General features: G+C 69.0%; 23 protein-coding genes and 1 tRNA gene. 10 read left to right on the forward strand and 14 right to left on the reverse strand.

Translation table 11 applies throughout. From position 1 onward, the window contains the following. The first annotated feature begins 326 nt into the window (after positions 1 to 326). Positions 327 to 722, forward strand: a complete 396-nt coding sequence (locus tag LJE69_RS01615; RefSeq protein WP_296920707.1) for a CBS domain-containing protein — start codon at positions 327 to 329, stop codon at positions 720 to 722. Between the two features lie 46 nt (positions 723 to 768). Here the strand turns inward: LJE69_RS01615 and LJE69_RS01620 are convergent, their stop codons facing one another. From LJE69_RS01620 to LJE69_RS01635, 4 genes are all read right to left on the reverse strand, one after another. Beyond that, positions 769 to 1140: a DUF805 domain-containing protein gene (locus LJE69_RS01620; RefSeq protein ID WP_296920710.1), complete on the reverse strand. Its 372-nt coding sequence runs from the start codon at positions 1138 to 1140 to the stop codon at positions 769 to 771. A gap of 227 nt (positions 1141 to 1367) precedes the next feature. Beyond that, positions 1368 to 2588, reverse strand: a complete 1221-nt coding sequence (locus LJE69_RS01625) for an argininosuccinate synthase (protein WP_296920713.1) — start codon at positions 2586 to 2588, stop codon at positions 1368 to 1370. A 165-nt stretch (positions 2589 to 2753) separates the two neighbouring features. Further along, complete coding sequence (locus LJE69_RS01630) at positions 2754 to 3767, reverse strand: hypothetical protein (RefSeq protein WP_296920716.1); 1014 nt, start codon at positions 3765 to 3767, stop codon at positions 2754 to 2756. A gap of 268 nt (positions 3768 to 4035) precedes the next feature. Then, positions 4036 to 4110: transfer RNA gene (locus LJE69_RS01635), tRNA-Glu, on the reverse strand. Positions 4111 to 4167: 57 nt separating this feature from the next. Between LJE69_RS01635 and pcnB the strand changes: the two genes are divergently transcribed. The 5 genes from pcnB (at position 4168) to panD (ending at position 8555) form a co-directional block, all read left to right on the forward strand. After that, positions 4168 to 5556 carry a polynucleotide adenylyltransferase PcnB gene (gene pcnB / locus LJE69_RS01640; protein WP_296920719.1) on the forward strand — a complete coding sequence of 463 codons (1389 nt, stop codon included), beginning with the start codon at positions 4168 to 4170 and terminating at the stop codon, positions 5554 to 5556. Beyond that, entirely contained in the window at positions 5549 to 6151 is a 603-nt protein-coding gene (gene folK, locus LJE69_RS01645; RefSeq protein ID WP_296920722.1) for a 2-amino-4-hydroxy-6-hydroxymethyldihydropteridine diphosphokinase, read from the forward strand. The genes pcnB and folK overlap by 8 nt, the downstream gene beginning before the upstream one ends. Positions 6152 to 6218: 67 nt before the next feature. Beyond that, positions 6219 to 7022 carry a 3-methyl-2-oxobutanoate hydroxymethyltransferase gene (gene panB / locus LJE69_RS01650; protein WP_296920724.1) on the forward strand — a complete coding sequence of 268 codons (804 nt, stop codon included), beginning with the start codon at positions 6219 to 6221 and terminating at the stop codon, positions 7020 to 7022. 17 nt (positions 7023 to 7039) lie between these two features. Beyond that, positions 7040 to 7903: a pantoate--beta-alanine ligase gene (gene panC / locus LJE69_RS01655; protein ID WP_296920727.1), complete on the forward strand. Its 864-nt coding sequence runs from the start codon at positions 7040 to 7042 to the stop codon at positions 7901 to 7903. Positions 7904 to 8174: 271 nt separating this feature from the next. Beyond that, entirely contained in the window at positions 8175 to 8555 is a 381-nt protein-coding gene (panD, locus tag LJE69_RS01660) for an aspartate 1-decarboxylase (RefSeq protein ID WP_296920730.1), read from the forward strand. A gap of 626 nt (positions 8556 to 9181) precedes the next feature. On the opposite strand, the gene LJE69_RS01665 is transcribed toward panD, so the two are convergent. The 10 genes from LJE69_RS01665 to nifB all read right to left on the reverse strand — a co-directional run bounded on the left by LJE69_RS01665 (position 9182) and on the right by nifB (position 17173). Further along, complete coding sequence (locus LJE69_RS01665) at positions 9182 to 9553, reverse strand: NifB/NifX family molybdenum-iron cluster-binding protein (protein WP_296920731.1); 372 nt, start codon at positions 9551 to 9553, stop codon at positions 9182 to 9184. Between the two features lie 874 nt (positions 9554 to 10427). Next, the gene (gene draG / locus LJE69_RS01670; protein ID WP_296920734.1) at positions 10428 to 11402 is read right to left on the reverse strand and encodes an ADP-ribosyl-[dinitrogen reductase] hydrolase; all 975 of its coding nucleotides are present in this window, start codon (positions 11400 to 11402) and stop codon (positions 10428 to 10430) included. After that, complete coding sequence (locus tag LJE69_RS01675) at positions 11377 to 12042, reverse strand: nitrogen fixation protein NifQ (protein WP_296920737.1); 666 nt, start codon at positions 12040 to 12042, stop codon at positions 11377 to 11379. The genes draG and LJE69_RS01675 overlap by 26 nt, the downstream gene beginning before the upstream one ends. A gap of 80 nt (positions 12043 to 12122) precedes the next feature. After that, positions 12123 to 12470, reverse strand: coding sequence for a 2Fe-2S iron-sulfur cluster binding domain-containing protein (locus LJE69_RS01680; RefSeq protein ID WP_296920739.1), 348 nt, complete (start codon positions 12468 to 12470; stop codon positions 12123 to 12125). A 182-nt stretch (positions 12471 to 12652) separates the two neighbouring features. Further along, positions 12653 to 12937, reverse strand: a complete 285-nt coding sequence (locus tag LJE69_RS01685) for a 2Fe-2S iron-sulfur cluster binding domain-containing protein (protein ID WP_296920740.1) — start codon at positions 12935 to 12937, stop codon at positions 12653 to 12655. 116 nt (positions 12938 to 13053) lie between these two features. Next, a complete protein-coding gene (locus LJE69_RS01690; protein ID WP_296920744.1) occupies positions 13054 to 14394 on the reverse strand; it encodes an FprA family A-type flavoprotein in 1341 nt (446 codons plus the stop codon). A 2-nt stretch (positions 14395 to 14396) separates the two neighbouring features. Continuing rightward, positions 14397 to 14903 carry an ArsC/Spx/MgsR family protein gene (locus LJE69_RS01695; RefSeq protein ID WP_296920747.1) on the reverse strand — a complete coding sequence of 169 codons (507 nt, stop codon included), beginning with the start codon at positions 14901 to 14903 and terminating at the stop codon, positions 14397 to 14399. Between the two features lie 32 nt (positions 14904 to 14935). Then, positions 14936 to 15187 carry a hypothetical protein gene (locus LJE69_RS01700; RefSeq protein ID WP_296920750.1) on the reverse strand — a complete coding sequence of 84 codons (252 nt, stop codon included), beginning with the start codon at positions 15185 to 15187 and terminating at the stop codon, positions 14936 to 14938. A 52-nt stretch (positions 15188 to 15239) separates the two neighbouring features. After that, positions 15240 to 15518, reverse strand: a complete 279-nt coding sequence (locus LJE69_RS01705; protein WP_296920753.1) for a 4Fe-4S binding protein — start codon at positions 15516 to 15518, stop codon at positions 15240 to 15242. 92 nt (positions 15519 to 15610) lie between these two features. After that, positions 15611 to 17173 (reverse strand): nitrogenase cofactor biosynthesis protein NifB, encoded by a 1563-nt coding sequence (nifB, locus tag LJE69_RS01710; RefSeq protein WP_296920756.1) that lies wholly within the window; start codon positions 17171 to 17173, stop codon positions 15611 to 15613. Between the two features lie 562 nt (positions 17174 to 17735). On the opposite strand from nifB, the gene LJE69_RS01715 reads away from it, so the two are divergent. The 4 genes from LJE69_RS01715 to LJE69_RS01730 all read left to right on the forward strand — a co-directional run bounded on the left by LJE69_RS01715 (position 17736) and on the right by LJE69_RS01730 (position 21953). Then, positions 17736 to 18605 (forward strand): polyprenyl synthetase family protein, encoded by an 870-nt coding sequence (locus tag LJE69_RS01715; protein WP_296920759.1) that lies wholly within the window; start codon positions 17736 to 17738, stop codon positions 18603 to 18605. Positions 18606 to 18725: 120 nt separating this feature from the next. Next, positions 18726 to 19859 carry a methyltransferase gene (locus LJE69_RS01720; protein WP_296920764.1) on the forward strand — a complete coding sequence of 378 codons (1134 nt, stop codon included), beginning with the start codon at positions 18726 to 18728 and terminating at the stop codon, positions 19857 to 19859. Between the two features lie 164 nt (positions 19860 to 20023). Next, positions 20024 to 20980: a chlorophyll synthesis pathway protein BchC gene (gene bchC, locus LJE69_RS01725; protein WP_296920766.1), complete on the forward strand. Its 957-nt coding sequence runs from the start codon at positions 20024 to 20026 to the stop codon at positions 20978 to 20980. Continuing rightward, positions 20973 to 21953 (forward strand): chlorophyllide a reductase iron protein subunit X, encoded by a 981-nt coding sequence (locus LJE69_RS01730; RefSeq protein WP_296920770.1) that lies wholly within the window; start codon positions 20973 to 20975, stop codon positions 21951 to 21953. Before bchC ends, LJE69_RS01730 begins: the two co-directional genes overlap by 8 nt. Positions 21954 to 22193: the final 240 nt, after the last annotated feature.

Below are 22193 nucleotides of genomic sequence, written 5' to 3' on the forward strand. Positions count from 1 at the left end.
CCGCGAACTGTCTGCCGCTGTCGTACCCCCCGTCGGGGCATGTGCGACGCGCTTCGGGGCCGCGCCGGAGCAACAGTGTCGCGACAGTCGGTTGGACCCACACGGCGTTGACCGCCGGGGCGAGCTTGCCGCATCGCCGGTTCGTTGATCTGCGGCAAGGCGGGAGCGCTCCTGCAGGGCCGTGCGCTGCTGGGTCGACGGTTGACGTGGCGCCCCGTTTGACCCGCAGCACTTCTCAGCGCAGGCTCGCTATCGCATGCTTGCGCAATCGCAATGCCCGCAAGCGCAATCGCGCGCCGCGGACACCACCAATGGGAGTCAGTGCAATGCAAGTCCGCGACTACATGAGTGCCGCGCCTGTCACTATCGACGCCGGGGCCGATTACCAGCAGGCGTTCGCGATCATGGAAGAGAAGGGCCTCCACCACCTGCCGGTGCTCGACGGCGCCGGCAACTGTGCCGGCATCCTGGCGCGGCGGGACCTTCAGCTCGCCGCCCGCTATTTCCACGAGGCGCCGGTGGAGGTGGGCGACGTGATGCATACGCCGGTCACCACCATCCCCCCCGAGGCGGACCTCGGCGTCGCCGTCGAGCGGATGATGGCGGAGCGCATCGGCTGCCTGCCCGTCTCCGACGACGGCGGCGACCATCTTGTCGGCATCATCACCGAGACCGACCTGCTGCGGGCGCTGCGGGACCTGCTGGTGCAGCGCGGCGGCTGACGGCGGCCCCGCGCGGCAGCGCGGTTCTCGCCGCGCGCCGTTCGCCTCAGGCCGTGATGCCCTTGGGGTTTGGCCCGTACTGGTTCGCGCCCGGCGTGCTGTCCTGGACGAAGAACACGAGCAGCACGAGGGCGCCGATCAACGGGATCGCGACGAGCAGGTACCACCAGCCGGTGCGGCTGGTGTCGTGCAGGCGCCGCACCCCCACCGCAATGCCGGGCAACAGCACGCCGAGTGCGTACAGGCCGTAGAACAAGCCCACTCCGGCATCTTTCGAGTAGGTGCCGAGCGCCATGTCGACGAGCACAAGCACGATTCCGATCAAAGTGTTGAAGAGCGCGAAGTACCAGAACTCCGCGCGCTGGGCACGGCCGCTGAAGACCGCGTATTTCTTCAGGACGTCCAGATACCAGTTCATGGTGTGAGCCTCCCGGGTAACGCCCCCTTGGGTGGGGAATCGCGACGGCGGGGCCGACTGACCGCCGCGGTTGCCTTCTCTGCTTCTGCGTGCGCTTGCTCAAGCGAACAGGGCTGTCAGCGACACGGTGGCGCCATACCAGCTCGCGAGGCGGCCGCGGACGATGGCGAGATCTGGCTTTCGGTGTTGCGAGCAATACTTTCACGGTCTCCCGCGCAAGCGCCCGATCAACCCCGCCTCCGCCCCTGCACCCGCAGCCGCAGCGCATTGAGGCGGATGAAGCCCGTGGCGTCGGCCTGGTCGTAGGCGCCGGCGTCCTCCTCGAACGTGGCGATGGACTCGTCGAACAGGCTGTTGGTCTCGGAGCGGCGGCCGACCACCATGACGTTGCCCTTGTAGAGCCTCAGGCGCACGTCGCCGTTGACCACTTGCTGGGTCTGGTCGATGGCGGCCTGGAGCATCTCCCGCTCCGGGCTGAACCAGTAGCCGTTGTAGATGAGCTCGGCGTAGCGGGGCATCAGCTCGTCCTTTAGGTGCGCCGCCTCGCGGTCGAGGGTGAGCGACTCCATGGCGCGGTGGGCCTTGAGCATGATGGTGCCGCCGGGCGTCTCGTAGCAGCCGCGGGACTTCATGCCCACGTAGCGGTTCTCGACGATGTCGGCGCGGCCGACGCCGTTGGCGCCGCCGATGCGGTTCAGCTCCGCCAGCACCTCGGCGGGCGTCATGGCCTTGCCGTCGATGGCGGTGATGTCGCCGCGGGTGAAGCTGAGCGTGAGCTCCGTGGGGGTGTCCGGCGCGTCCTCCGGTGCGATGCTCCAGCGCCACATATCCTTGCCGGGCTCGACCCAGGGGTCTTCGAGGTCGTAGCCCTCGTAGGAGATGTGCAGCAGGTTGGCGTCCATGGAGTAGGGCGACTTGGTGCCGTCGCGCTTCTGCTCGATGGCGATGCCGTGCGCGGCGGCGTAGTTCATCAATTTCTCGCGCGAGAGCAGGTCCCACTCCCGCCACGGGGCGATGACCTTGATGTCCGGGTTCAGCGCGTAGGCGCTCAGCTCGAAGCGCACCTGATCGTTGCCCTTGCCGGTGGCGCCGTGGCTGATGGCGTCGGCGCCGGTCTCGGCGGCGATCTCCGCCAGGCGCTTGGCGATGAGCGGCCGGGCGATGGAGGTGCCGAGCAGGTATTCGCCCTCGTAGATGGCGTTGGCGCGGAACATCGGGTACACGAAGTCGCGCACGAACTCCTCACGCAGGTCGTCGATGTAGATCTCCTTGACGCCGGCGGCCTCGGCCTTGGTGCGCGCGGGCTCCAATTCGTCGCCCTGGCCGATGTCGGCGGTGAAGGTGACCACCTCGCAGCCATACTCCTCTTGCAGCCATTTCAGGATCACGGAGGTGTCGAGGCCGCCGGAGTAGGCGAGCACGACCTTGTTGACGGGGGTTCGGGACATGGATGACTCCTTAACGACGGACATCGGATGAGTATGCAGGATCGGGGAGCGATGTGGGAGCCGCGTCCCCGCCGCGACGAGCCCGCGCGGCTGGCAAGTGCGGCGCGCCGGGTGCGGCAGCGCCAGGCGCACGAGCGGATGTGGGAGCGGCGTCCCCGCCGCGGTTCAGGCCGCGGAAGCGGATATCGCCTCGCGCGGATCAGCGAATCGCACGGGCAAGCGAAGCCCCGCGGGCGCGGTCGCGAGCGTGCGGGCACGGAACACCCGGCCCAGCGGGCTGACGGCGGCCTCTATGCGCTCGAGTCGCACATCCGGCGCCGCGCCCGGCAGCAGCAGGCCGGCGCAGGTGCCGCTGTGGGCGGCCAGGACGCCGAGCACATCCAGGCCCGGCGCCCGCTCCAGCAGATATTGGAGGAAGCCGTTCCCGGTACGCCCGACGTGCAGTTCCGTGGAGCGCTGGGCGCAGCGGGCGATGGCCGCGTCGTCCCGCGCCGCGAACGCGGCGAGCGTGCGCTGGTATAGCCGCTGGTACTCGGCGACCAGGCGCGGCGCGTAGTGGAGGTCGCGGTTGTAGGTCTCGGTGCAGACCGCGCCGCCGGCGTCCACGGCGATGATCCGGAAGTCCGGCACATAATCCAGCCTGGCGAGCAGCCGTCCGCGGCGATGGTTGTAGGCGACGCTCGTGGCGTAGTGCAGGGCGTCGTGGGGCTCGATGTCCGCAAACAGCCGCGAGACGACCTCCCGCCCCACGCTGACACCGAACAGATGCTCGCAGGCGCGCACCACCGCGAGCATGTCCGCGGTGCTGGAGCTGAGCCCCTTGCCCACCGGCATGTCGCGCTCGAGCTCGACGTGCAGTTCCACACCTTGGCCGAGCCCCAGCGCGCGCAGCATCGCCTCGCCCGCCCGCCGCGACTTGGTGAGCGGGGCCACTACGCGCGAGCGGCCGGCGACCTGCCCGCGGACCGCCCGGCATCGGCTCCAGAGATCCACCGGCAGGGTGATGAGAAAATCCTCGCCGTCGGCGCGCCGGCCCTGGACGACCTCGCCGAAGCTGGCAAAAGCGCTGCCGGCACCGGTCCGCCGCTGCATCGCAGCCCGGGCCGGACCGACGGCGGCCCGCACCAGGCGCGGCGCATCGCCGACAACCGGTCGCGGCGCCTGCCCGGCGTCAAGCATGGCGATTTGCAGGGGCTGGATGGCCCGTGCAGCTGGTCCGTGGACTTGCGGCGCAGCGCTCGCCGTGGGAATGGTCGTGATGCGCGGGGGCGCATCGGGAGATGGTTTGCGAAGCAAGTGCAGGTGATGTAGGCCAGGGCTTGGTCAAGTGCGGGCGTCTCGATTGGATGGTGCCGCAACGGTGGCTGTCCGCTGCGACGTTTCGTTCAGCGAGAACGGGCTAACAAAAAGGCCCCACCAGTTGCCCGGTGGGGCCTCTTGTCGTGTGTGGCGCTCCCTAGGGGATTCGAACCCCTGTTACCGGCGTGAGAGGCCGACGTCCTAACCACTAGACGAAGGGAGCGGAAGCGGGTGCGGGAATCGCGTATTATACGTGAAACTTTCGGCTGCTCAAGATCCCTTGTCTTCACCAGCAGAACCAGAACCGCTGATCGTCCCGCGCTCGGACCATAACGTCTCGCGCAGCAATATCAGTCAAAACGCGCTGAAGGTGCTCTATCGCCTGCGCGATGCCGGCCATGCGGCGTATCTCGTCGGCGGCGGCGTGCGCGACCTGTTGCTGGGCCACGAGCCCAAGGACTTCGACGTCGCCACCGATGCGACACCGGAGGAGGTGCGTCAGGTATTCCGCAACTGCCGGCTCATCGGCCGGCGTTTTCGGCTTGCGCACGTGTTCTTCGGCCCGGAGATCATCGAGGTGGCCACCTTCCGTGCCAGCGCCATCCCAGCCGGACAGGACGGCACCGATGCGGATGCCGTGCGCACCGAGAACGGCATGATCCTGCGCGACAACGTCTACGGCAGCATCGCCGAAGATGCGCTGCGGCGGGACTTCACCGTCAACGCCCTGTACTACAACATCGCGGACTTCTCGCTGGTGGATTATGCCGGTGGCCTCGCGGACCTCCGGGAGGGGCGGCTCAGGCTGATCGGCGACGACGTGGAGGCGCGCTACCGCGAGGACCCGGTGCGCATGCTTCGCGCCGTGCGCTTTGCCTGCAAGCTCGGCTTCATGATCGACCCGGCCTGCGAGGCGCCGTTGTCGGCGCTGGCAGCGCTGCTGGCGGAGGTCCCGGCGGCGCGGCTGTTCGAGGAAGTGCTGAAGCTCTTCCACGCGGGCTATGGTCTGCATGCCTTCGAGAAGCTCCGGCGCTACGGGCTGTTCGGGCAGTTGTTCCCGGCCACCGACGCCTGCCTGGAGCGACAGGAGCAGGAGTTTCCGAGCGTCTTCGTCAGCCGCGGGCTCGACAACACCGACCGCCGCGTGCTCGACGGCAAGTCCGTGGTGCCGCCCTTCCTGTTTGCGGTGCTGCTCTGGGAGCCGGTGCGCTTGCGCTACCAGGAACTGCTCGACGGCGGCACGGCCTGGGCCGACGCCATGGCGCTGGCCTCCCACGAGGTGGCGTCCGAGCAGCAGCGCCAGGTGGCCATCCCCAAGCGCTTCGGCATGCCCATGCGCGAGATCTGGTCCCTTCAGCCCAGGCTCGAGCGCCGTCAGGGCCGCCGGCCCATCGCGCTGATGGGGCATCCGCGCTTCCGCGCCGCCTACGACTTCCTGCTGCTGCGCGCCGAGGCCGGCGAGGTGGACCCGGAGCTGGCGGAATGGTGGACGAAATTCCAGGACGCCAACGCCGCCGACCGCGCCAAGATGACCGGCGCCGGCAAGAAGCGCCGCCCGCGGCGGCGGCGCAAGCCCAAGTCCGCGGGCGGCGGCGACTCTGGCGGCGACGGCGGGGCCGAGGGTGCGGCGGTCATGCATGGCCGCGCCGCGGGTGACGCCGATGACTGAATTGCTTCCGGCCGCCGAGACCGTCTACATCGGTCTCGGCGCCAATCTGGATGATCCGCGCGCGCACGTGGAGCGAGCCGCGGCGGACCTCGGCGGCCTGCCGGCGAGCCGGCTGGAGGGCCTGTCCTGGCTGTACCGCACCGCCCCCGTGGGGCCGGCCGATCAGCCTGACTACATCAACGCCGCCGCGCGGCTGCGCACCCGGCTCACGCCCTGGGCGCTGCTCGGGGCCTTGCAGCAGATCGAGCGCCGGCACGGGCGCGTGCGTGATGGCACCCGCTGGGGTCCGCGCACGCTGGACCTGGACATCCTGTTGTTCGGCATCCGCCGGCTGGCGCAACCTCGGCTGACGCTGCCGCACGCGGAGATACGCCGGCGTGCCTTCGTGCTGGTGCCGCTGGCGGATGTTGCGCCGGCTGCGCTGGACATCCCGGGGCAGGGCCGGCTCGATGTGCTGCTGGCGGCGATGCCCAAGAACGGTGTCGCGGCGCTGGCGCCCATTGCGCTCGCGCTCCCCGTCGGTACCCTGCCGGCGGAGCTCGATGCATCGGACACGAGCGTGGCTGACGAGCCGCCGCGGGCCGCCCTGTCCTGAGCCGGCGACGCGACCATCGAGCGCCAGCCGCGCCCCCACCATACCAGTCAAGAGGCCCAGCCCACTGATGAACGGCGAGCGGATCACCAGCGCCACCCTGGCGGCCATGGAGCGTCGTGGCGAGCGCATCGCGTGCCTCACCTGCTACGACGCCGCCTTCACGCGCCTGTTGGAGGCCGCCGGCGTCGACGTGTTGCTGGTTGGCGACTCCCTGGGCAATGTGCTGCAAGGGCAGCCGACGACGGTGCCTGTGAAGCTGGAGCACATGGTCTACCACAGCGCCTGCGTCAGCCGGGCCGCGGACCGCGCGCTGGTGATCGCCGACATGCCCTTCCTCAGCTACGCCACCGAGGAGCGAGCTCTGGCCGCCGCCGAGCGCCTGATGGGCGACGGTGGTGCCACCATGGTCAAGCTGGAGGGTGGCGCCGAGCTCGCCGACACCGTGCGCCGGCTGACTCGTTTCGGCGCGCCGGTGTGTGGCCACCTCGGTTTGTTGCCGCAGTCCATCCACCAGCTCGGCGGCTACCGCTACCAGGGCAAGGACGACGCCGGCGCCGCGCGCATCCGCGCCGATGCGCTGGTGCTGCAAGACGCTGGTGCCTCCATGCTGGTGCTGGAATGTGTGCCGGCGGCTTTGGCCGAGGCGCTGTCCAAGGAGCTCGCCATCCCCGTCATCGGTATCGGTGCCGGCAACGGCTGCGACGGCCAGGTGCTGGTGCTGCACGACATGCTGGGCCTGTTGCCGGGCCGCTCGCCCAGCTTCAGCCGGGACTTCGCCGCCTCCACCGGCAGCGTCGCGGAGGCGCTGTCCGCGTACGTGGAGGAGGTCAAGGCCGGCACATTCCCCGGCCCCGGCGAGACACTGTTCTGACGGAATGCCCACCACTCATGCTGACCCTGTACGACATCCCGGCGCTGCGCACTCGACTCGCGGACTGGCGCGCCGCGCGCCTTCGCATCGCTCTGGTGCCTACCATGGGCAACCTGCATGCCGGCCACATCGCGCTGGTGGAGGCGGCGCTGGTGCGCGCGGACCGGGTGGTGACCACGGTGTTCGTCAACCCGTTGCAGTTCGGCGCCGGCGAGGACCTCGACGCCTACCCGCGCACCCTGGCGCAGGACGCCGAGCGGCTCGCGGCGGCCGGCAACCATCTGTTGTTCGCGCCCAGCGACGCGACCATGTACCCGCGGGGGCGCGACGGCCACACCGTTGTCGACGTGCCGGGGCTGTCCGCGGAGCTCTGTGGTGCCAGCCGGCCCGGGCACTTCCGCGGTGTCACCACCGTGGTCGCCAAGCTGTTCAACATGGTGCAGCCGGACGTGGCGGTGTTCGGGCAAAAGGACTACCAGCAGCTCATGCTGATCCGACGCATGGCGGCGGACCTGGACATGCCCATCGAGATCGATGGTATGCCCACGGTGCGGGAGGCCGACGGGCTCGCCATGAGCTCGCGCAACGGCTACCTGACCGCGGCTGAGCGCGCCCGTGCGCCGGAGCTCTACCGCACCCTGCAACGGCTGGCGGCGGCGGTGACCGCGGGTGTCGAGCCGGCGGCGGCCGAGCGGGATGCGATGCGGGCGTTGGCCGACGCCAGCTTCACGCCAGACTACGTGAGTGTCCGCCGCCAGGCGGATCTCGCGCTGCCCGGCCACGCCGACCGGGCGCTGGTGGTGCTCGCCGCGGCCCGCCTCGGGCGGGCACGGCTCATCGACAACCTGGAGTTCGAGCGGGGCGCCACGGCTACCGGCTGAGCTCGGGCGCCAGTCAACGGCCCTAAGGATTTCGCTTGCGGCTCCGATGCGTGCGTTGCGACAATAGGCGCATATTGCACCGCAGCAAAATGGCTGCACCCAGATGGGAGCGAACTGGGAACGACCAGGGAACGACCTGGGACTGACCAGGGTCCGAAGCGGCCCGTGCAGACCGCGCCGGAGCGCGCTTCGGGACCATCGGCGACCGACGAGACATCATTTTCAGGCCCGCGGATGCGTATCCGGCGGTCCCGAGGAGGAACACACGGCTATGCAACTCACCTTGCTGAAATGCAAGCTGCACCGCGCCTGCGTTACCCACGCGGAGCTCGACTACGAGGGCTCCTGCGCCATCGACGAAGACCTGATGCGCCGCGCCGGCATCCGCGAGTACGAGCAGCTGCACATCTACAACGTCACCAACGGCGAGCGCTTCAGCACCTACGCCATCCGCGCCGAGGCGGGCTCCAGGATCATCTCCATCAACGGCGCCGCCGCCCACAAGGCCAGTCCCGCCGACCGGGTCATCATCTGCTGCTACGCGGCCATGACCGAGCAGGAAGCGGCCGTCTTCAAGCCGACCCTGATCTACTGCAACGAGCGCAACGAGATCACCGGTGTTGGCAACGCCATTCCCGCGCAAGCGGCCTGAGAGGATGTGAAGAAAGCACGCAAGGGATTCGTGGCGGGAGGCTGTCGTAGGTCGGGCCGACGAAGGAGGCCCGACAAGCAGGCGGTTATGGCGGAGCGCCAACCCGGTGTGGGGCCGAAGCCGAGGAATTTGGCCGAAGTCTGCACTCGTGGTCGTGGTCGTAATCGGATACTCGACGACAACGACAACGAGAGGATGGTGGGTCGGGTTAGCGATAGCGTAACCCGACCATCAACAGCGCACCGGCGTCCGTCGTCGGGTTACGCTGCGCTAATCCGACCTCCCGTAACGGCTGCTCCAGGCGGATTGGCGTGGGAGCGCCACTGCCTCTTGTGGCGCGACGACGGCTGGGCGGTTGCCTGCCGTCTGGTAGTTACTCGGGCATGGTGCGCTGCCTTGCCGCCGGTCGCGGCACCAAGAGTGCCGCTCCCACAAGAGCCACTACACCGTATGCCTGCATAATCTCTGTTGTGTGGGAGCGGCGTCCGCGCCGCGATCCGGCGCATGCGGACATCGCGGCGGGGACGCCGCTCCCACGACATTTGCCGGGCCTTCCAGGCGGGTGCGCTACGCGAGGCCGAATGATGCCCGGACACAGCACCTGAGATTCGATTCAGGTATCCGTGTCAGCCGTGGCCGTGTGCCACGCTCTCGGCACAGGGCGCGGCGCCCTGCAAGGTGCCGGTCAGATAGGCCTGCAGGGCGTCGCCGACGGTGCCGTTCGCGCCTGTGGCCGTTTGCACGCCGGCGTTGCGGAAGAAGCCGATGGCACGGCCGCCCATGCCGCCGCTGATCATGACTTCGGCCCCCTGCGCATGGATGAAAGCCGGGATCTGGCCCGGCTCGTGGGACTCGGCAAAGGGGTTGGCTAAGACGTCGGCGGCACGCACCGCGCCCTCGTGCAACTCCACCAGTACGAAATAGGGTGCGTGTCCGAAATGTTGTGCGACGGGGCTCGCGAGCCCCTGATCGGTCTCGGCCGTAATTGCTATCTTCATCGATCGGTGACTCCGGGGTGTTGGATTCGAAAGAGCAGGCAGGCGCCGGCGTCCGCCGGAGGTCATGCCTGACCGTGTGCCGAAGTCCCGCCCGGGGGTCGGCTCGTGATCGCGCCGGGGCCGCGACGCGGGCCCCGGCCATGCCACGCCGGGAGCGTGGACTTCATTTTGCCGGCGCCAAGTCGGCACCGGTCTCCAGCCGCTCCAGCTCGACGCGCAACCGCGCGATCTCCTCGCTCAGCGGCGTGCTCACCCTGTGCTGAGCGCGATGCCGGCGGTCTTCAACCTTGCTGGAAGCGCAGATGTCACCGGTCTCGACTTGCTCGCGTCCATCGCCTTGTCGGCGCCCGCGCATGCGGCCAGCGCCGCGAGGACCGGCGCCACAGCCGCGACCACGCCCTTGACCGCGCCCCTGACCGCGTCCTCGATCCCGAACCTGTCCGGTGCCGCGCCCGCCGGCTCTGTCTTGCATCGGCATAAGCTGTACCTCCCCGATAACGGACGCGGGCCGAACCCTCGGCCCGCCGGCGGAAGCCGGCATCGCGCGCCCCAAAGAAAAAAGACCGCCCGTGGGTCTGGCACTGGCCAGCACGCCAGGACGCTGGGGCAGCGACGCGTACGCTGCCATTGGTGACAGTATCGGCCTATTTCTGACTGAATTGCCCTGAGATTTCGCAATGCCATGCATCCGGTCGCCGCAGCTGGTGGTACGCCTCGGCGGGAGGATTGGCATGGAAACAGTCACCAAGTCAGCGCCTTGTCGGCACGAGCGCCAACGCGCGCGCATGGCGGGGCCTTTACAGGAGCGCGCCTTTTGCGACCAGCCGTTGCCGCAATAGCGCCAGGGCTGACGTTGGCGCGCGATGAGGGGCGATCACGGTACGCTCAGGTCTTGGGTCTGCGCTCCCGTCGCGGCGAATAGCGGTGAGAGCTTGAGCAGGCCCTGCGCCTGCTCGATGCAGGCATGGCGCACGTCCTGGGCCAGGTGGCGCATCCAGCGCGGGGGAATGCCGGCCGGGCCGTACAGGGCGCCGGCGATCATGCCGGTGATGGCGCCGGTGGTGTCGGCGTCGCCACCGCGGTTGACGCAGTCCACCAGCGCCGCCTCGAAGCTGTCCGTCGCGAACAGGCTCTGGAATACCGTGCGCAGGGTGTCGACGATGAAGCCGCTCGGGTTCTCGCTGCGCTTGCGGCTGTAATCGAACATTCGATCTTCCGCTACCAGCTCGTCGGCGATGGCGGCGAGGGCTGCCCGGTCGCCGCCCAGGAGCGCCGTCTGAACCATGCGCAGCACGCAGAGTGTGCCGGCGTCGGAGGTCGGGTTGTTGTGGGTGACGTGCGCCTGGGCACGGTTGGCGGCGTCCACCTGCGCGATGCTGCTGCCGAGCGTGGCGAGCGCGACCGGCAGGCAGCGCATGCAGGCGCCGTTGCCGGCGTCGTATTCGCAAGGCGGCGATTCCGGGCTGCCGGTGCGGCGGTAGGCGGCGATGCCGCGGCGCACCGTATTGCCGATGTCGATGGGCTTGCGGCGCATCCAGTCGCTGAAGGCGGCCGCCGCGGCCTCGGCATCGACGCGACCGGCGCTGAGGATGCTCCGCCCCAGCGCCAGGGCCATATCGGTGTCGTCGGTGACCTGGCCGCGGCGCAGCCGCAACCAGCCACCGCCCACCATATCGCGGTGCACGCGGTAGGCGGCGCGGATCTCGGATGGCGTCAGGAACTCCACCGTGCCGCCGAGGGCATCGCCGATGGCAAGCCCCAGGTAGGCGCCGATGGCGCGGCGCGTGAGCAGGCCGCCGCTGTCGTCCACCAGGAAGAGCAAGTCAGTACTCAGGGCCGAAACACGCATGGTAGTCGGTACAGACCTCGCAGGAGGGTGCGCGGCAGACGTAGATGCCTTCCGCCTCGCAGAGCTGCTTGTACAGAAACCGTTTCCACTTCATGTCCTTGACGTTGCGCGCGGCCAGCGCCGGGAAGTTGCGGCGCATCAGCGCGGTGAGGTCGGCGCGGCGCCACAGCCCTAGGTCCTGCCATAGATGATCGCTGCCCATGCAGCCGGCGGCCACCACGTGGGCCATCCAGACCTCTGACGGCGAGTCGCCGGCCTTGTCCATCAGCATGAGTTCGACCAGCTCCCGGCGCTCATCGTTCCGCGCCGGGTCCGGCATCCGACCGGGGCAGGGCGGCGAGTCCAGCCGGAAGCCCGAGAAGTGGTGCTCCAGCAGGCAGCCGAAGGCCGCCGGGTCCAGGCCGAGCCAGTCCGGCAGTGCGCCACCGCCGGCGCACAGCGTGGCGATCATGCAGGCGAAGGGCTGGTCGTTGGGCTCGCCCGTCGCGTATGGCGCGAGCTTGGCGAACAGCGCGTTGACGGCAACGTGGTCGGCGACGCCGGGCCTGGCTGGGGCCGCCACGGCGACACTGCAGCGCCGCGCGTGGGTGCCTTGGTGCGTGCCCGCTGGCCGGGCTGCATTGCTTGCGCTGCCATTCATGTCGCTGTCCAAGGTTTTCATTTGTTCTTGAATTGCCTGGTGATTGCCGGCCGGAGACGGCCGAGCAATCAGCTTCCAAATCAATACTCGACCAGGATGTCCTCGTCGCGGACGATCATCTGACAGGCCAGGCGCCATTCGCTCGGCATGTCGTCCACCGCCAGCCGGTCGATGTCCTCCTGGGTCAGCTTGCCGAGCTCCTTGAGCACGGTGATCTCCTTTTCGGTCAGGTGGTAGCCCATACGGTCCTTGTCATCGGTGCTCGTGACGCGCACCAGGCAGTGGCCGCACTCGCCGTCCTGGCAATCGAATTGCACCGGCACCTTGTTTTCCTTGGCGATCTTGAGAACGGTCTCGGTGTGGCTGCCAGCGACGGCGTAGACGGTTTTGTCCTTGTAGTCGGGGTTGGAGAAGGTTACGAGGGCCATGGGGGCTCCTATGGAATAGGGGTTGTAATGAGTTGAGATGTGGCAATGACTAACGCGGATTGCCGGGTAGTGCGGAGTGCGGAGTGCGTTACCGCAGGGTTCGTGGCCTTCGCCGGTGCCGGCCGGCGCACCTCGCACGACGCACTGCGCACTCTAAAATGACGCACCGCGCACGGAATCCTTTACGCCGGCTTGACCGAACAGTCACCGATCACCTGCGCCTGACAGGCCAGGCGGTCGTGACGGCCGGCCATGTTCTCGCGCAGCACCTTCTCTTCCAGCACCGAGGGCTCGGTGAGATTGTTCCAGCCGTCGGTCACGTGCATCATGCAAGTGCCACAGTCGCCCTCGCGGCAGCCGTAGATGATGCCGGCGCCGACCTTCTCGGAGACGTCGATGACACGGATGCCGGCCGGCACGTTGACGGTCTGGCCAATGTCTTCAAAGGTGAGTTTCGCTTTTGCCATGGGGGCAGATCCTCTTGGTTGCGGCCGTTGAGATTGGCCGATTGATTGCTGTCGGAACCATCAATTGCGCATGGGTGCGCTATTTTTCGGATTGGCTACTGGCGGGCTCGGGGTGCTCAGCCCAGCTCGGCGAAGTCGATGACGCCGCGCGCCGCTTGTCCGTTGCCACTGCCGCTTGCCGCGTCGCCCACCAGCGCCCGTGCCAGGCGGCGGCCGAAGTCGCGACAGTCGGCGAGTTCCGCGTCGGTCGGGATCAGCTTCAGCCGTAGCCCGGGCAGGGGCACGCGCAGCTTCAGCCCGCGCAGGCGGTCCTCGATCATCGGTACCGCCTCGCCGCTCCAGCCGTAGGAGCCGAAGGCGGCGCCCACCTTGCCGCGCAGGTTGACGACCGCCAGCGACGAGAGCAGGTCCCAGACCGGTTTGACGGCGTCGCCGTTCACCGTGGGCGAGCCGAGCGCCAGCGCATCGGCGGCCTCGATCAGGTCCACGAAGGGCTCGGACTCGCCGCCGTCGAGGTCGTACAGCGACACGCGCACGGAATGCACCGTCTCGGCACCGGCGCAGATGGCCTCGGCCATGCGCGCGGTGCTGCCATAGGCGCTGAGATAGAAGATCAGGAGCGTGCGCAGCGGGGCGCTGTCGACCGGCATCGGCTCCAGTGCGGCGCCGCCGGAGAGCTCTCGGTAGCGGGCGACATAGCGGCGTGGGCGCTCGCGCAGGATGGGGCCATGCGTAGGTGCGATGAGCTTGAGCGGCAGCGGCTCGATGAGCCGGAGCGCGTCCAGCACGTGCGCCTTGAACGGGCGCATGATGTGCGCGTAGTAGTACTCGAAGGCGAAGCGGAAGTCCCCGACCCGGTCGTTGAACAGCCGCCGGTCGCAGTGGTGGCAGCCGAAGACATCGCCCGAGAACAGCACCTGCTCCTCGACGAGATAGGTGCACTGGGTGTCCGGCCAGTGCAGGAACGGCGTGTGCAGGAACTTGAGGCGCCGGCCGCCGAGGTCGATCTCATGGCCGGTGTCTACGGTCTCGTAGCGGATCTCCTCGTCGTCTGCCTTGAGCAGGGCCTTCAGCATCGCCGGGGCGCGCTTGGAGATGATGAGCCTCGCCTGGGGCGCGCGGCGCATCAGCTCCGGCAGGGCGCCGGAGTGATCGGGCTCCAGGTGGTTCAGCACGATGACGCGGATCTCGTCGTAGCGCGCCACCTGTTCCAGCCGGGCGAAGAACGGCTCGGCGAACTCGGCCTTGACCGTGTCCACCACGGCGACGCCGTCGCGCCCGCGTACCGCGTAGGCGTTGTACGTGGTGCCGTTGGCGGTGCGCAAGATGAGGTCGAAGCGCCGCAACTGTGGGTCCAGTGCGCCGATCCAGTGCACGTCGTCGGCGATGGGCACCGGTGCCGGGGCGCCGTCCTGGCCGATCCCGGGGTGGGCCGTGTCTGCGCGGGTACCGGCCATCGTCATCGTCGTGCTGTCTCGGCACGTGGCTCCACCGCGGCATCTGGCCGTCGCTCGGTGTCGGACCGGCAGGCGGCGGCGCGCGCATCGCAGGACGGTTCCGGATTGCCCGGCAGGTGTGTCCCGCGTGCGCAGTTGTCGAGATCGGCGGCGCTGTCCGGCACGCCCAGCGCCGTCAGCACCGGCCCCGGCAGGAAGCCGGCACAGCGCCCGTGCGGCGAGTCGATGAGCGGCCGGCGGATCAGCAGTGGCTCGGCGACCAGCAGCGTCAGCGCCGCGTCGGCGTCCAGCGCGTCGATGTCGATGTCGCCGTCGCGCACCCGCGGTGCGCTGGGGTTGAACCACTCGCGCACCGGCAGGTTCTCCAGGTAGTCGCGCAGCTCGGCGGCGGTCCAGGGCGTGCGCAGCAGGTCGTGCACGTGCAGCCGGTGTCCGAGCTGCACCAGCAAGGCTTTCTGCCGGGCGTTGCCGATGCAGCCGGGCTTTTCGAAGAAGACGATGTCGGTCATGGGCGCTGCTGCCGGGTCGGTATGTGGCCGGGTCACTGGAGGCCGCGCTCCACCGGGATGCTGGGCTCGATGCCGGCGCGCAGGCACAGCAGCGCGGAATGCCGCGCCCACACCCGCCGCGGCACCCAGCCGCAGCCGGCCGGCCGTGGCCGGGCGCGATGCCAGCGCAGCAGTCGCTGCCGTTCGCCGATGGCCCGCAGCAGCCGCGCGGGCAGGTGGCGGCGCTGCCGAGGCGCGGGCGTTTGGGGTTGCTGGAGGAGGGCGGCGGCGTCGAACACGAACATGACGTGACTCCCCTGGATGGGGTGGGCGGTAAGTCGGCCGGCGCGCTGTCGCTCAGCGGGCGCGGATCTCGGCCATGGCCTGGGCCAGGCGCTCCGGCGGGATGCCTGTGAGCGAGCCTGGCGGGTTCACTGGCACGCCGGCGCCGTCGAGGATGGCGCCCTCCACCGGGCAGATGCTCGCGCACTGGGGATCGGCGTAGGCGCCGTCGCACTCGGTGCAGGCCCCGGCGTCGATGACGAAGTGCGGCCGGGTGGCCTGGATGGCGTTGCTCGGGCAGAGCGGCTCGCAGGCCCAGCAGTTCACGCAGGATTCGACGATGCGGTAGGCCATGGTGGCTCCCCTGTTGGCTGGCTGGTCTTGGTGACCGGCTTTGGTGATCGCGCTTTGGTGACTGGGTCGAGTGATGGCGCGGTGGGCGCGCGTCAGGCGCTGAGCGCGGTGGCCGCGGCCGGCGTGTCCAGCCGGCCTTCCGCCAGCAGCTCGCGGTAGACGGCGGCGACGGCGTCCTCGATGGGCTCCATGGCGTGCTCGCCGTTGGGCACCAGGCCAGCGGCCTCCAGCCGGTCCCAGGGCTCGATGCCGATCTTCGAGCACAGCACGCCGGTGCAGCCTTCGAGCGTGCGGATGGTCTTCGCGAGCGCGTCCTCGGCATCGCCGCAGGTGTCGCCGCCGGCGCAGTAGAGGTCCACCTTGCGGGCGGCGAGGAAACGCACGTCCACGTCGTCTCCCACCGCCGCCGCCTCGTAGATCAGGAATTCGCGGGCGTGGCCGAAGTGCTGGTTGATGACGCCGCCGCCGGTGGTGGCCACCGCGAAGCGCGCCGCCTGGGCCGCCGCAGGGGCGGGTTGGGGCTTGCGGCGCTGCATGGTTCCCTTCAGAGATGTGATCGGAATGAAGGTCTCACTCCGCTGCTGTCGCTGCGCGGCGCGGTTCGCCTCGATGGCCGCGTGCACCTCGGCGCGGCGCTGCATGGCGGCGGCGTAGTCGATGTCCATCTCCGCCACCTTGTCCAGCGTGAACTCGGCACCGCGGTCCTCGCCGAGCATGCCGACGGCATCCGCGCGGCACTGGCGGCAATGGCGCATCATGGCCATGTCGCCGGCGCACTCGTCTTGCAGCGCTTGCAGCTCCTCGTTGCTCGGGCCGCGCTGGCCCATCAGGCCGTAGAAGGTGCCGTGCTCGGGCTCAGCGATGAGCGGCATCACGTTGTGCAGGAAGGCGCCCTTTTCCTTGACGACGCGGCTGACCTCTTTAAGGTGCGCATCGTTGACGCCCGGGATCAGCACCGAGTTGACCTTCACCAGCACGCCCCGGTCGCAGAGCATCTGCAGGCCCCTCTGCTGCTGCTCGATCAGGATCTTGGCGGCCTTCACGCCCTTGATGCGGCGGTTGTTCCAGAAGATCCACGGATAGATCTTGGCGCCGATCTCCGGGTCCACGCAGTTGATGGTGATGGTGACGTGGTCGATGTTGTGCTCGCAGATCTCATCGACGAGTTCCGGCAGCGCCAGGCCATTCGTGGAGACGCAGAGCTTGATGTCCGGTGCCTTCTCGGACAGGGCGCGGAAGGTGGCCAGCGTGCGCTCCGGGTTCGCCAGTGGGTCGCCGGGGCCGGCGATACCGAGCACGGTCATCTGCGGGATCTCGGCCGCGACCGCCAGCGTCTTGGCCACCGCCTGCTCCGGCGTCAGCACCTCGGAGACCACGCCCGGGCGCGACTCGTTGGAGCAGTCGTACTTGCGGTTGCAATAGTGGCACTGGATGTTGCAGGCCGGCGCCACCGCCACGTGCATACGTGCATAGTGGTGATGCGCCTCCTCCGAGAAGCACGGGTGGTTGTGCACCTTGGCGCGGATGTGCTCCGGCAGGTGGGCCAACTGATCGGAACTGCTGCCGCAGCCACTGGCGGAGCAGCCGCCAGCGGCTGCCGGGGCTGGGGCTGGGGCGGTGGCCGAGAGCGATCGGTCCAGTGCTTCGAGCGCCATCACGCGTCCTCTTCAAGAGTGGGTTCGGCACCCTCGGCGGGGTGCGGGCAAGGCTTGCCGAGCTAGAAGCAAGGCGCGTGCCTGCCTGGTGGGCGTGATCGAAGCAACTGTTTAGAAAGAGATTGGGCGCCGAGGTCGCGCCGGTTTGTCGCAACCGTGACAGTTGGGGAAGGCTGGATTGTCGGGTCCGGTACCCTGCCGCCGGCGTCGGGATGGTGGCCCAGCCGCTTCCTGCCGGCAAGCCCTGGCGCGCAGACAATCTATGCGCGCTGAGCCGTGTGAAGACGCGCGCGTGCACCTTCCTATGCCAACGGCGAGGCAGGCGCCAGGGGCCTGATCCTGCCCCGCGGCGCTTGTGGCCATTGACGCAGCGCACCAAAACGCGCGGTTCCTGCCGGAGTCGAGCGCAAGCTACTGATTCTCGGCGAGGACGGCTGATTGGCCGCGTTGACGCTCCGCGAGTCAGTGTCTATTTTACTTGACACTCAGTCGTGACAAATAATGATGACAAGGCCGCTCGCGGCCCCTTGCAACCGGTTTCAGCAGCGGAGGGTCATGGCCCGTGGATGTCTTGCAACGCATCGAGCAGGCCCTTGAAGCGGCCCTGACGCTCGGCCTCGCCGATGGCGGTCCGCCGCAGCTCGGGCGTGCCGTGCGTCATGCCGTGATGACGCCGGGCTCGCGCGCCCGCCCGCGGCTGGTGTTGGCGGTAGCCGGTGCCTGCGGCGACGACGCGCCGGCGGTGTCGGATGCCGCGGCGGCGTCGCTGGAGCTGCTGCACTGCGCGTCGCTGGTGCATGACGACATGCCGGTCTTCGACGACGCCGACACCCGTCGCGGCCAACCGACCGTGCACCGGCTGTTTCCCGAGCATGGCGAGCAACTGGCCTTGTTGGCCGGCGATGGGCTCATCGTGCTGGCCTTCGAGAATCTCGCCTGGCACACCCGCTTGCACCCGGAGCGGCTCGGCCCGCTGACGCTGATCGTCGCCCGCGCCGTCGGCGTGGGCCACGGCATTGTCGCCGGCCAGGCTTGGGAGTGTGAGCAGGGCGTGGACCTGACGCAGTACCACCGCGAGAAGACCGCCGCGCTGTTCTCGGCCGCCACCCAGGCCGGGGCCGCTGCCGCCGGCATGGACCCGGGGCCGTGGCGCACCCTCGGCGAGAATCTGGGGCTCGCCTACCAAGTGGCGGACGACCTGCGCGACGTCGCCGGCGACGCCGCCGAGCTGGGCAAGCCCGTGGGCCAGGATGCTGCGCATGACCGCCCGAGCGCCGTGGCCGAGCTGGGCGTTGAAGGCGCTGTCGCCAGGCTGAAGGCGCTGCTGGACGAAGCCATCGAGTCCATTCCGGCCTGTCCCGGCCGCGACCAGCTCGCCGCCATGGCGCGCGCCGAGATGGAGCGGCTGCTGCCTGCCGCGCTGCGCGGGTAGGACGGGCACTATGTGTCAGGTGGGCTCCGTGCTCCGTACGCCATACGCCGTGCGTCCCGCGGCGCCCTGCCGTGAGGTGCCGGCGCGCGGGTCGGCCGCCGTGCACTGAGCGGTCGAACCGTGGACGTCTCTTTACTTGACCGCCTGCGCGCCTGGCGCGACGCGAAGATGGCGAGCCCCGCCTTCCAGCGCTGGGCGGCGGACTTTCCGCTCACCCGCCTGGTGGCCGCGCGCCGCGCCCGGGGGCTGTTCGACATCACCGCCGGCTTTGTCTACTCGCAGATTCTGTTCGCGTGTGTAGAGCTGGATCTGTTCGACAAGCTCGCCGAGCGCCCGCGCACCGCGGTCGATCTGGCACCGGAGATGGATATGAGCACCGCCGCCGCGGAGCGCCTGCTGCGCGCCGCCGTGGCCATCGACCTATTGGAACGGCGCGGCACCGGCGCCGACGGCAGCACCCGCTTCGGCCTCGGCAAGCTCGGCATCGCCATGCCCGGCAACCCCGGCATCGCGGCCATGGTGCGGCATCACCGGATGCTCTACCACGACCTCGATGACCCGCTGGCGCTGTTCCGCGGCGGGCTCGAGGAGACCGAGCTCGGCCGCTACTGGTCCTACGCCGGCGCCGCCGACCCCGCCGCCGATGGCGATGAGCGCATCGCCCAGTACAGCACGCTGATGTCCGCGTCCAGCGGATTGGTGGCCGAGGACACCCTGGACGCCTATTCCCTGCGGAACCACCGCTGCCTGATGGACGTGGGCGGTGGCGAGGGCCGTTTCTTGATGCAGGCAGGCGCGCGCTGGCCGCACCTGCAACTGATGCTGTTCGACCTGCCGGCGGTCGTCGCCCGCGCCGAGCAGAACTTCATCGATGCCGGCATGGCCGAGCGTGTGCGCCTGGTTGGCGGCGACATCAAGGCCGACGGGCTGCCCACCGGCGCGGACGTGATCTCCCTGGTGCGCGTCATCTTGGACCACAACGACGACGGCGCCATGGCCATCCTGCGCGCCGTCCGTCAGGCGCTGCCGCTCGGCGGCACGCTGCTGGTGACCGAGCCCATGTCCGAGACGCCGGGTGCGGAGCCCGTTGGCGACGCCTACTTCGGTCTGTATCTGCTCGCCATGGGCAGCGGGCGCACCCGCCCGCCGCGTGAGCACCAAGCCCTGCTTGCCCGCGCCGGCTTCGGTGACATTCGGCTGGTGCGCACGCGCCGGCCGCTGCAGACGCGGGTCATCGTCGCCAAAGCCGCATAGTCCGCAGGGGATTGCCAAGCTTGGTTGACAGGTGTACTGTAAATTTATATTGACATCAGCGCGGGTCAAGCTAGACTGACACTACGTTGATCAGGCGGCCCCAGCCTGATGCCTTTGGGCATTCGACACACGCATCCGTATCTCAAGTGACCACCCCAGTTGACATGACAGCCCCCGCGCTCAGTGCGCAGGCCGTGGTGCTCCAGGAGCCCCGCCAGCTCACCTTGCGCAGGCTCGCGCTGACGCCGCCAGCTGCCGCGGACTGTGTGGTGGACATCGACTACAGCGGCATCAGCACCGGTACCGAGCGTCTGCTCTGGACCGGCCGCATGCCGCCATTCCCGGGCATGGGCTATCCGCTGGTACCGGGTTACGAGTCCGTCGGCCGCGTGGTGGATGCCGGCCCCGAGAGCGGGCGCGCGGTGGGCGACACGGTCTTCGTGCCCGGTGCCCGCTGCTATGAAGAGGCCAACGGCCTGTTCGGTGGCGCCGCATCCCGCGTCGTGGTGCCGGGTGCGCGGCTGTTGCCGGTGCCCGATGGTCTCGGCGAGCAGGGCGTGCTGCTGGCGCTGGGCGCCACGGCGGAGCACGCGGTTGCGGGCTCCGCGCATCCGCCGGAGCTCATCGTCGGCCATGGTGTGCTGGGGCGGCTCCTGGCGCGCGTCGTGCTGGCCCGGGGCGGCGAGCCGCCGCTGGTCTGGGAGACGAATCCGCAGCGCAGGGGCGGTGCCACGGGTTATGAGGTCATCGACCCGGCGCAGGATGAGCGCAAAGACTACAAGACCATCGTCGACGTCAGCGGCGACGCCTCGCTGCTGGACGGGCTGATCGGGCGCCTTGCCCGCGGCGGCGAGATCGTGCTCGCTGGCTTCTACGAGGCGCCCATCAGCTTCGATTTCCCTCCCGCCTTCATGCGCGAGCTGCACCTGCGCGTGGCGGCGGAATTCAAAGAGCCGGACCTGGTGGCGGTGCGTGATGCGCTGGCCGAGGGGCGTCTGTCCTTCAACGGCCTGATCACCCACCGCAGCCCTGCCGCCGAGGCCGCCGCGGCCTACGAGACGGCCTTCAATGATCCGGCCTGCCTAAAAATGATTCTCGATTGGAGTGGTGCGAATGGGTAACTCTGCGGCCAATACCGCCGTCAACGTCGGCTTGCCGGAACAGCCGGTGCCGGTGTCTGAATCTGCCAAAGATACGCAGATCATCGCGATCTACGGCAAGGGTGGGATCGGCAAGAGTTTTACGCTCGCCAACCTGAGCTACATGATGGCGCAGCAGGGCAAGAAGGTGCTGCTCATCGGCTGCGACCCGAAGTCCGACACCACCACGCTGCTGTTCGGCGGCAAGGCGTGCCCGACCATCATCGAGACCTCCGCCAAGAAGAAGGCGGCCGGCGAGCCGGTGACCATCGGCGACGTCTGCTTCAAGCGCGACGGCGTCTTCGCCATGGAGCTGGGTGGCCCCGAGGTGGGCCGTGGCTGCGGCGGGCGCGGCATCATCCACGGCTTCGAGCTGCTGGAGGGTCTCGGCTTCCACGAGTGGGACTTCGACTACGTGCTGCTGGACTTCCTGGGCGACGTGGTCTGCGGCGGCTTCGGCCTGCCCATCGCCCGCGACATGTGCCAGAAGGTCATCGTCGTCGGCTCCAATGATCTGCAGTCCCTGTACGTCGCCAACAACGTCTGCTCCGCCGTCGAGTACTTCCGCGGACTGGGTGGCAACGTCGGCGTCGCCGGCATCGTCATCAACAAGGACGACGGCACCGGCGAGGCGCAAGCCTGGGCCGAGCAGGCCGGTGTGCCGGTGCTCGCGTCGATCCCGGCGAACGAGGACATCCGCCGCAAGAGCGCGGCCTACCAGATCGTCGGCATGCCTGGCGGCGAATGGGCGCCGCTGTTTGAGGGGCTGGGCACCAACGTCGCCGAGGCGCCGCCGATGCGCCCGAAGCCGCTGTCCGCGGATGCGCTGCTGAACCTCTTCTCCGGCGATGCGGTGGGCCGTGACGTGGTGCTGGAGCCGGCCACGGTGGAAGACATGTGCGGCAAGTCGAGCCTCGACAAGCCGTCGCTCGAAGTCATCTACGACGACGTCTGAGCGGGCAGCACGCAATGCAGGCCAAAGTCTTCTACATGTCCGCCAGTGGCGGCGAGCGTGGCGACGAACGACGCGCCGCGGACGGCGAGGTCGTTTATGACGATGCCGCTTCCGCACCGCTGGGCAACGAGTCGAGCGTGAGCGCGCCCGACGCGCATGCGCCAGAGTCACATGCGCCAGAGTCACATGCGCCAGAGTCACATGCGCCAGAGTCACATGCGCCGCAGGCCGCCGTCGAGA

The sequence above is a fragment of the Thiohalocapsa sp. genome (assembly GCF_022340605.1).
Lineage (GTDB): Bacteria > Pseudomonadota > Gammaproteobacteria > Chromatiales > Chromatiaceae > Thiohalocapsa.

Bases quoted from the DNA above. Each gene is read 5' to 3' on its own strand.
- LJE69_RS01615 (WP_296920707.1), top strand. From the start codon at position 327: ATGCAAGTCCGCGACTACATGAGTGCCGCGCCTGTCACTATCGACGCC.
- LJE69_RS01620 (WP_296920710.1), bottom strand. From the start codon at position 1,140: ATGAACTGGTATCTGGACGTCCTGAAGAAATACGCGGTCTTCAGCGGC.
- LJE69_RS01625 (WP_296920713.1), bottom strand. From the start codon at position 2,588: ATGTCCCGAACCCCCGTCAACAAGGTCGTGCTCGCCTACTCCGGCGGC.
- LJE69_RS01630 (WP_296920716.1), bottom strand. From the start codon at position 3,767: ATGCTTGACGCCGGGCAGGCGCCGCGACCGGTTGTCGGCGATGCGCCG.
- folK (WP_296920722.1), top strand. From the start codon at position 5,549: ATGACTGAATTGCTTCCGGCCGCCGAGACCGTCTACATCGGTCTCGGC.
- panB (WP_296920724.1), top strand. From the start codon at position 6,219: ATGAACGGCGAGCGGATCACCAGCGCCACCCTGGCGGCCATGGAGCGT.
- panC (WP_296920727.1), top strand. From the start codon at position 7,040: ATGCTGACCCTGTACGACATCCCGGCGCTGCGCACTCGACTCGCGGAC.
- panD (WP_296920730.1), top strand. From the start codon at position 8,175: ATGCAACTCACCTTGCTGAAATGCAAGCTGCACCGCGCCTGCGTTACC.
- LJE69_RS01665 (WP_296920731.1), bottom strand. From the start codon at position 9,553: ATGAAGATAGCAATTACGGCCGAGACCGATCAGGGGCTCGCGAGCCCC.
- draG (WP_296920734.1), bottom strand. From the start codon at position 11,402: ATGCGTGTTTCGGCCCTGAGTACTGACTTGCTCTTCCTGGTGGACGAC.
- LJE69_RS01675 (WP_296920737.1), bottom strand. From the start codon at position 12,042: ATGAATGGCAGCGCAAGCAATGCAGCCCGGCCAGCGGGCACGCACCAA.
- LJE69_RS01680 (WP_296920739.1), bottom strand. From the start codon at position 12,470: ATGGCCCTCGTAACCTTCTCCAACCCCGACTACAAGGACAAAACCGTC.
- LJE69_RS01685 (WP_296920740.1), bottom strand. From the start codon at position 12,937: ATGGCAAAAGCGAAACTCACCTTTGAAGACATTGGCCAGACCGTCAAC.
- LJE69_RS01690 (WP_296920744.1), bottom strand. From the start codon at position 14,394: ATGGCCGGTACCCGCGCAGACACGGCCCACCCCGGGATCGGCCAGGAC.
- LJE69_RS01695 (WP_296920747.1), bottom strand. From the start codon at position 14,903: ATGACCGACATCGTCTTCTTCGAAAAGCCCGGCTGCATCGGCAACGCC.
- LJE69_RS01700 (WP_296920750.1), bottom strand. From the start codon at position 15,187: ATGTTCGTGTTCGACGCCGCCGCCCTCCTCCAGCAACCCCAAACGCCC.
- LJE69_RS01705 (WP_296920753.1), bottom strand. From the start codon at position 15,518: ATGGCCTACCGCATCGTCGAATCCTGCGTGAACTGCTGGGCCTGCGAG.
- nifB (WP_296920756.1), bottom strand. From the start codon at position 17,173: ATGGCGCTCGAAGCACTGGACCGATCGCTCTCGGCCACCGCCCCAGCC.
- bchC (WP_296920766.1), top strand. From the start codon at position 20,024: ATGACAGCCCCCGCGCTCAGTGCGCAGGCCGTGGTGCTCCAGGAGCCC.
- LJE69_RS01730 (WP_296920770.1), top strand. From the start codon at position 20,973: ATGGGTAACTCTGCGGCCAATACCGCCGTCAACGTCGGCTTGCCGGAA.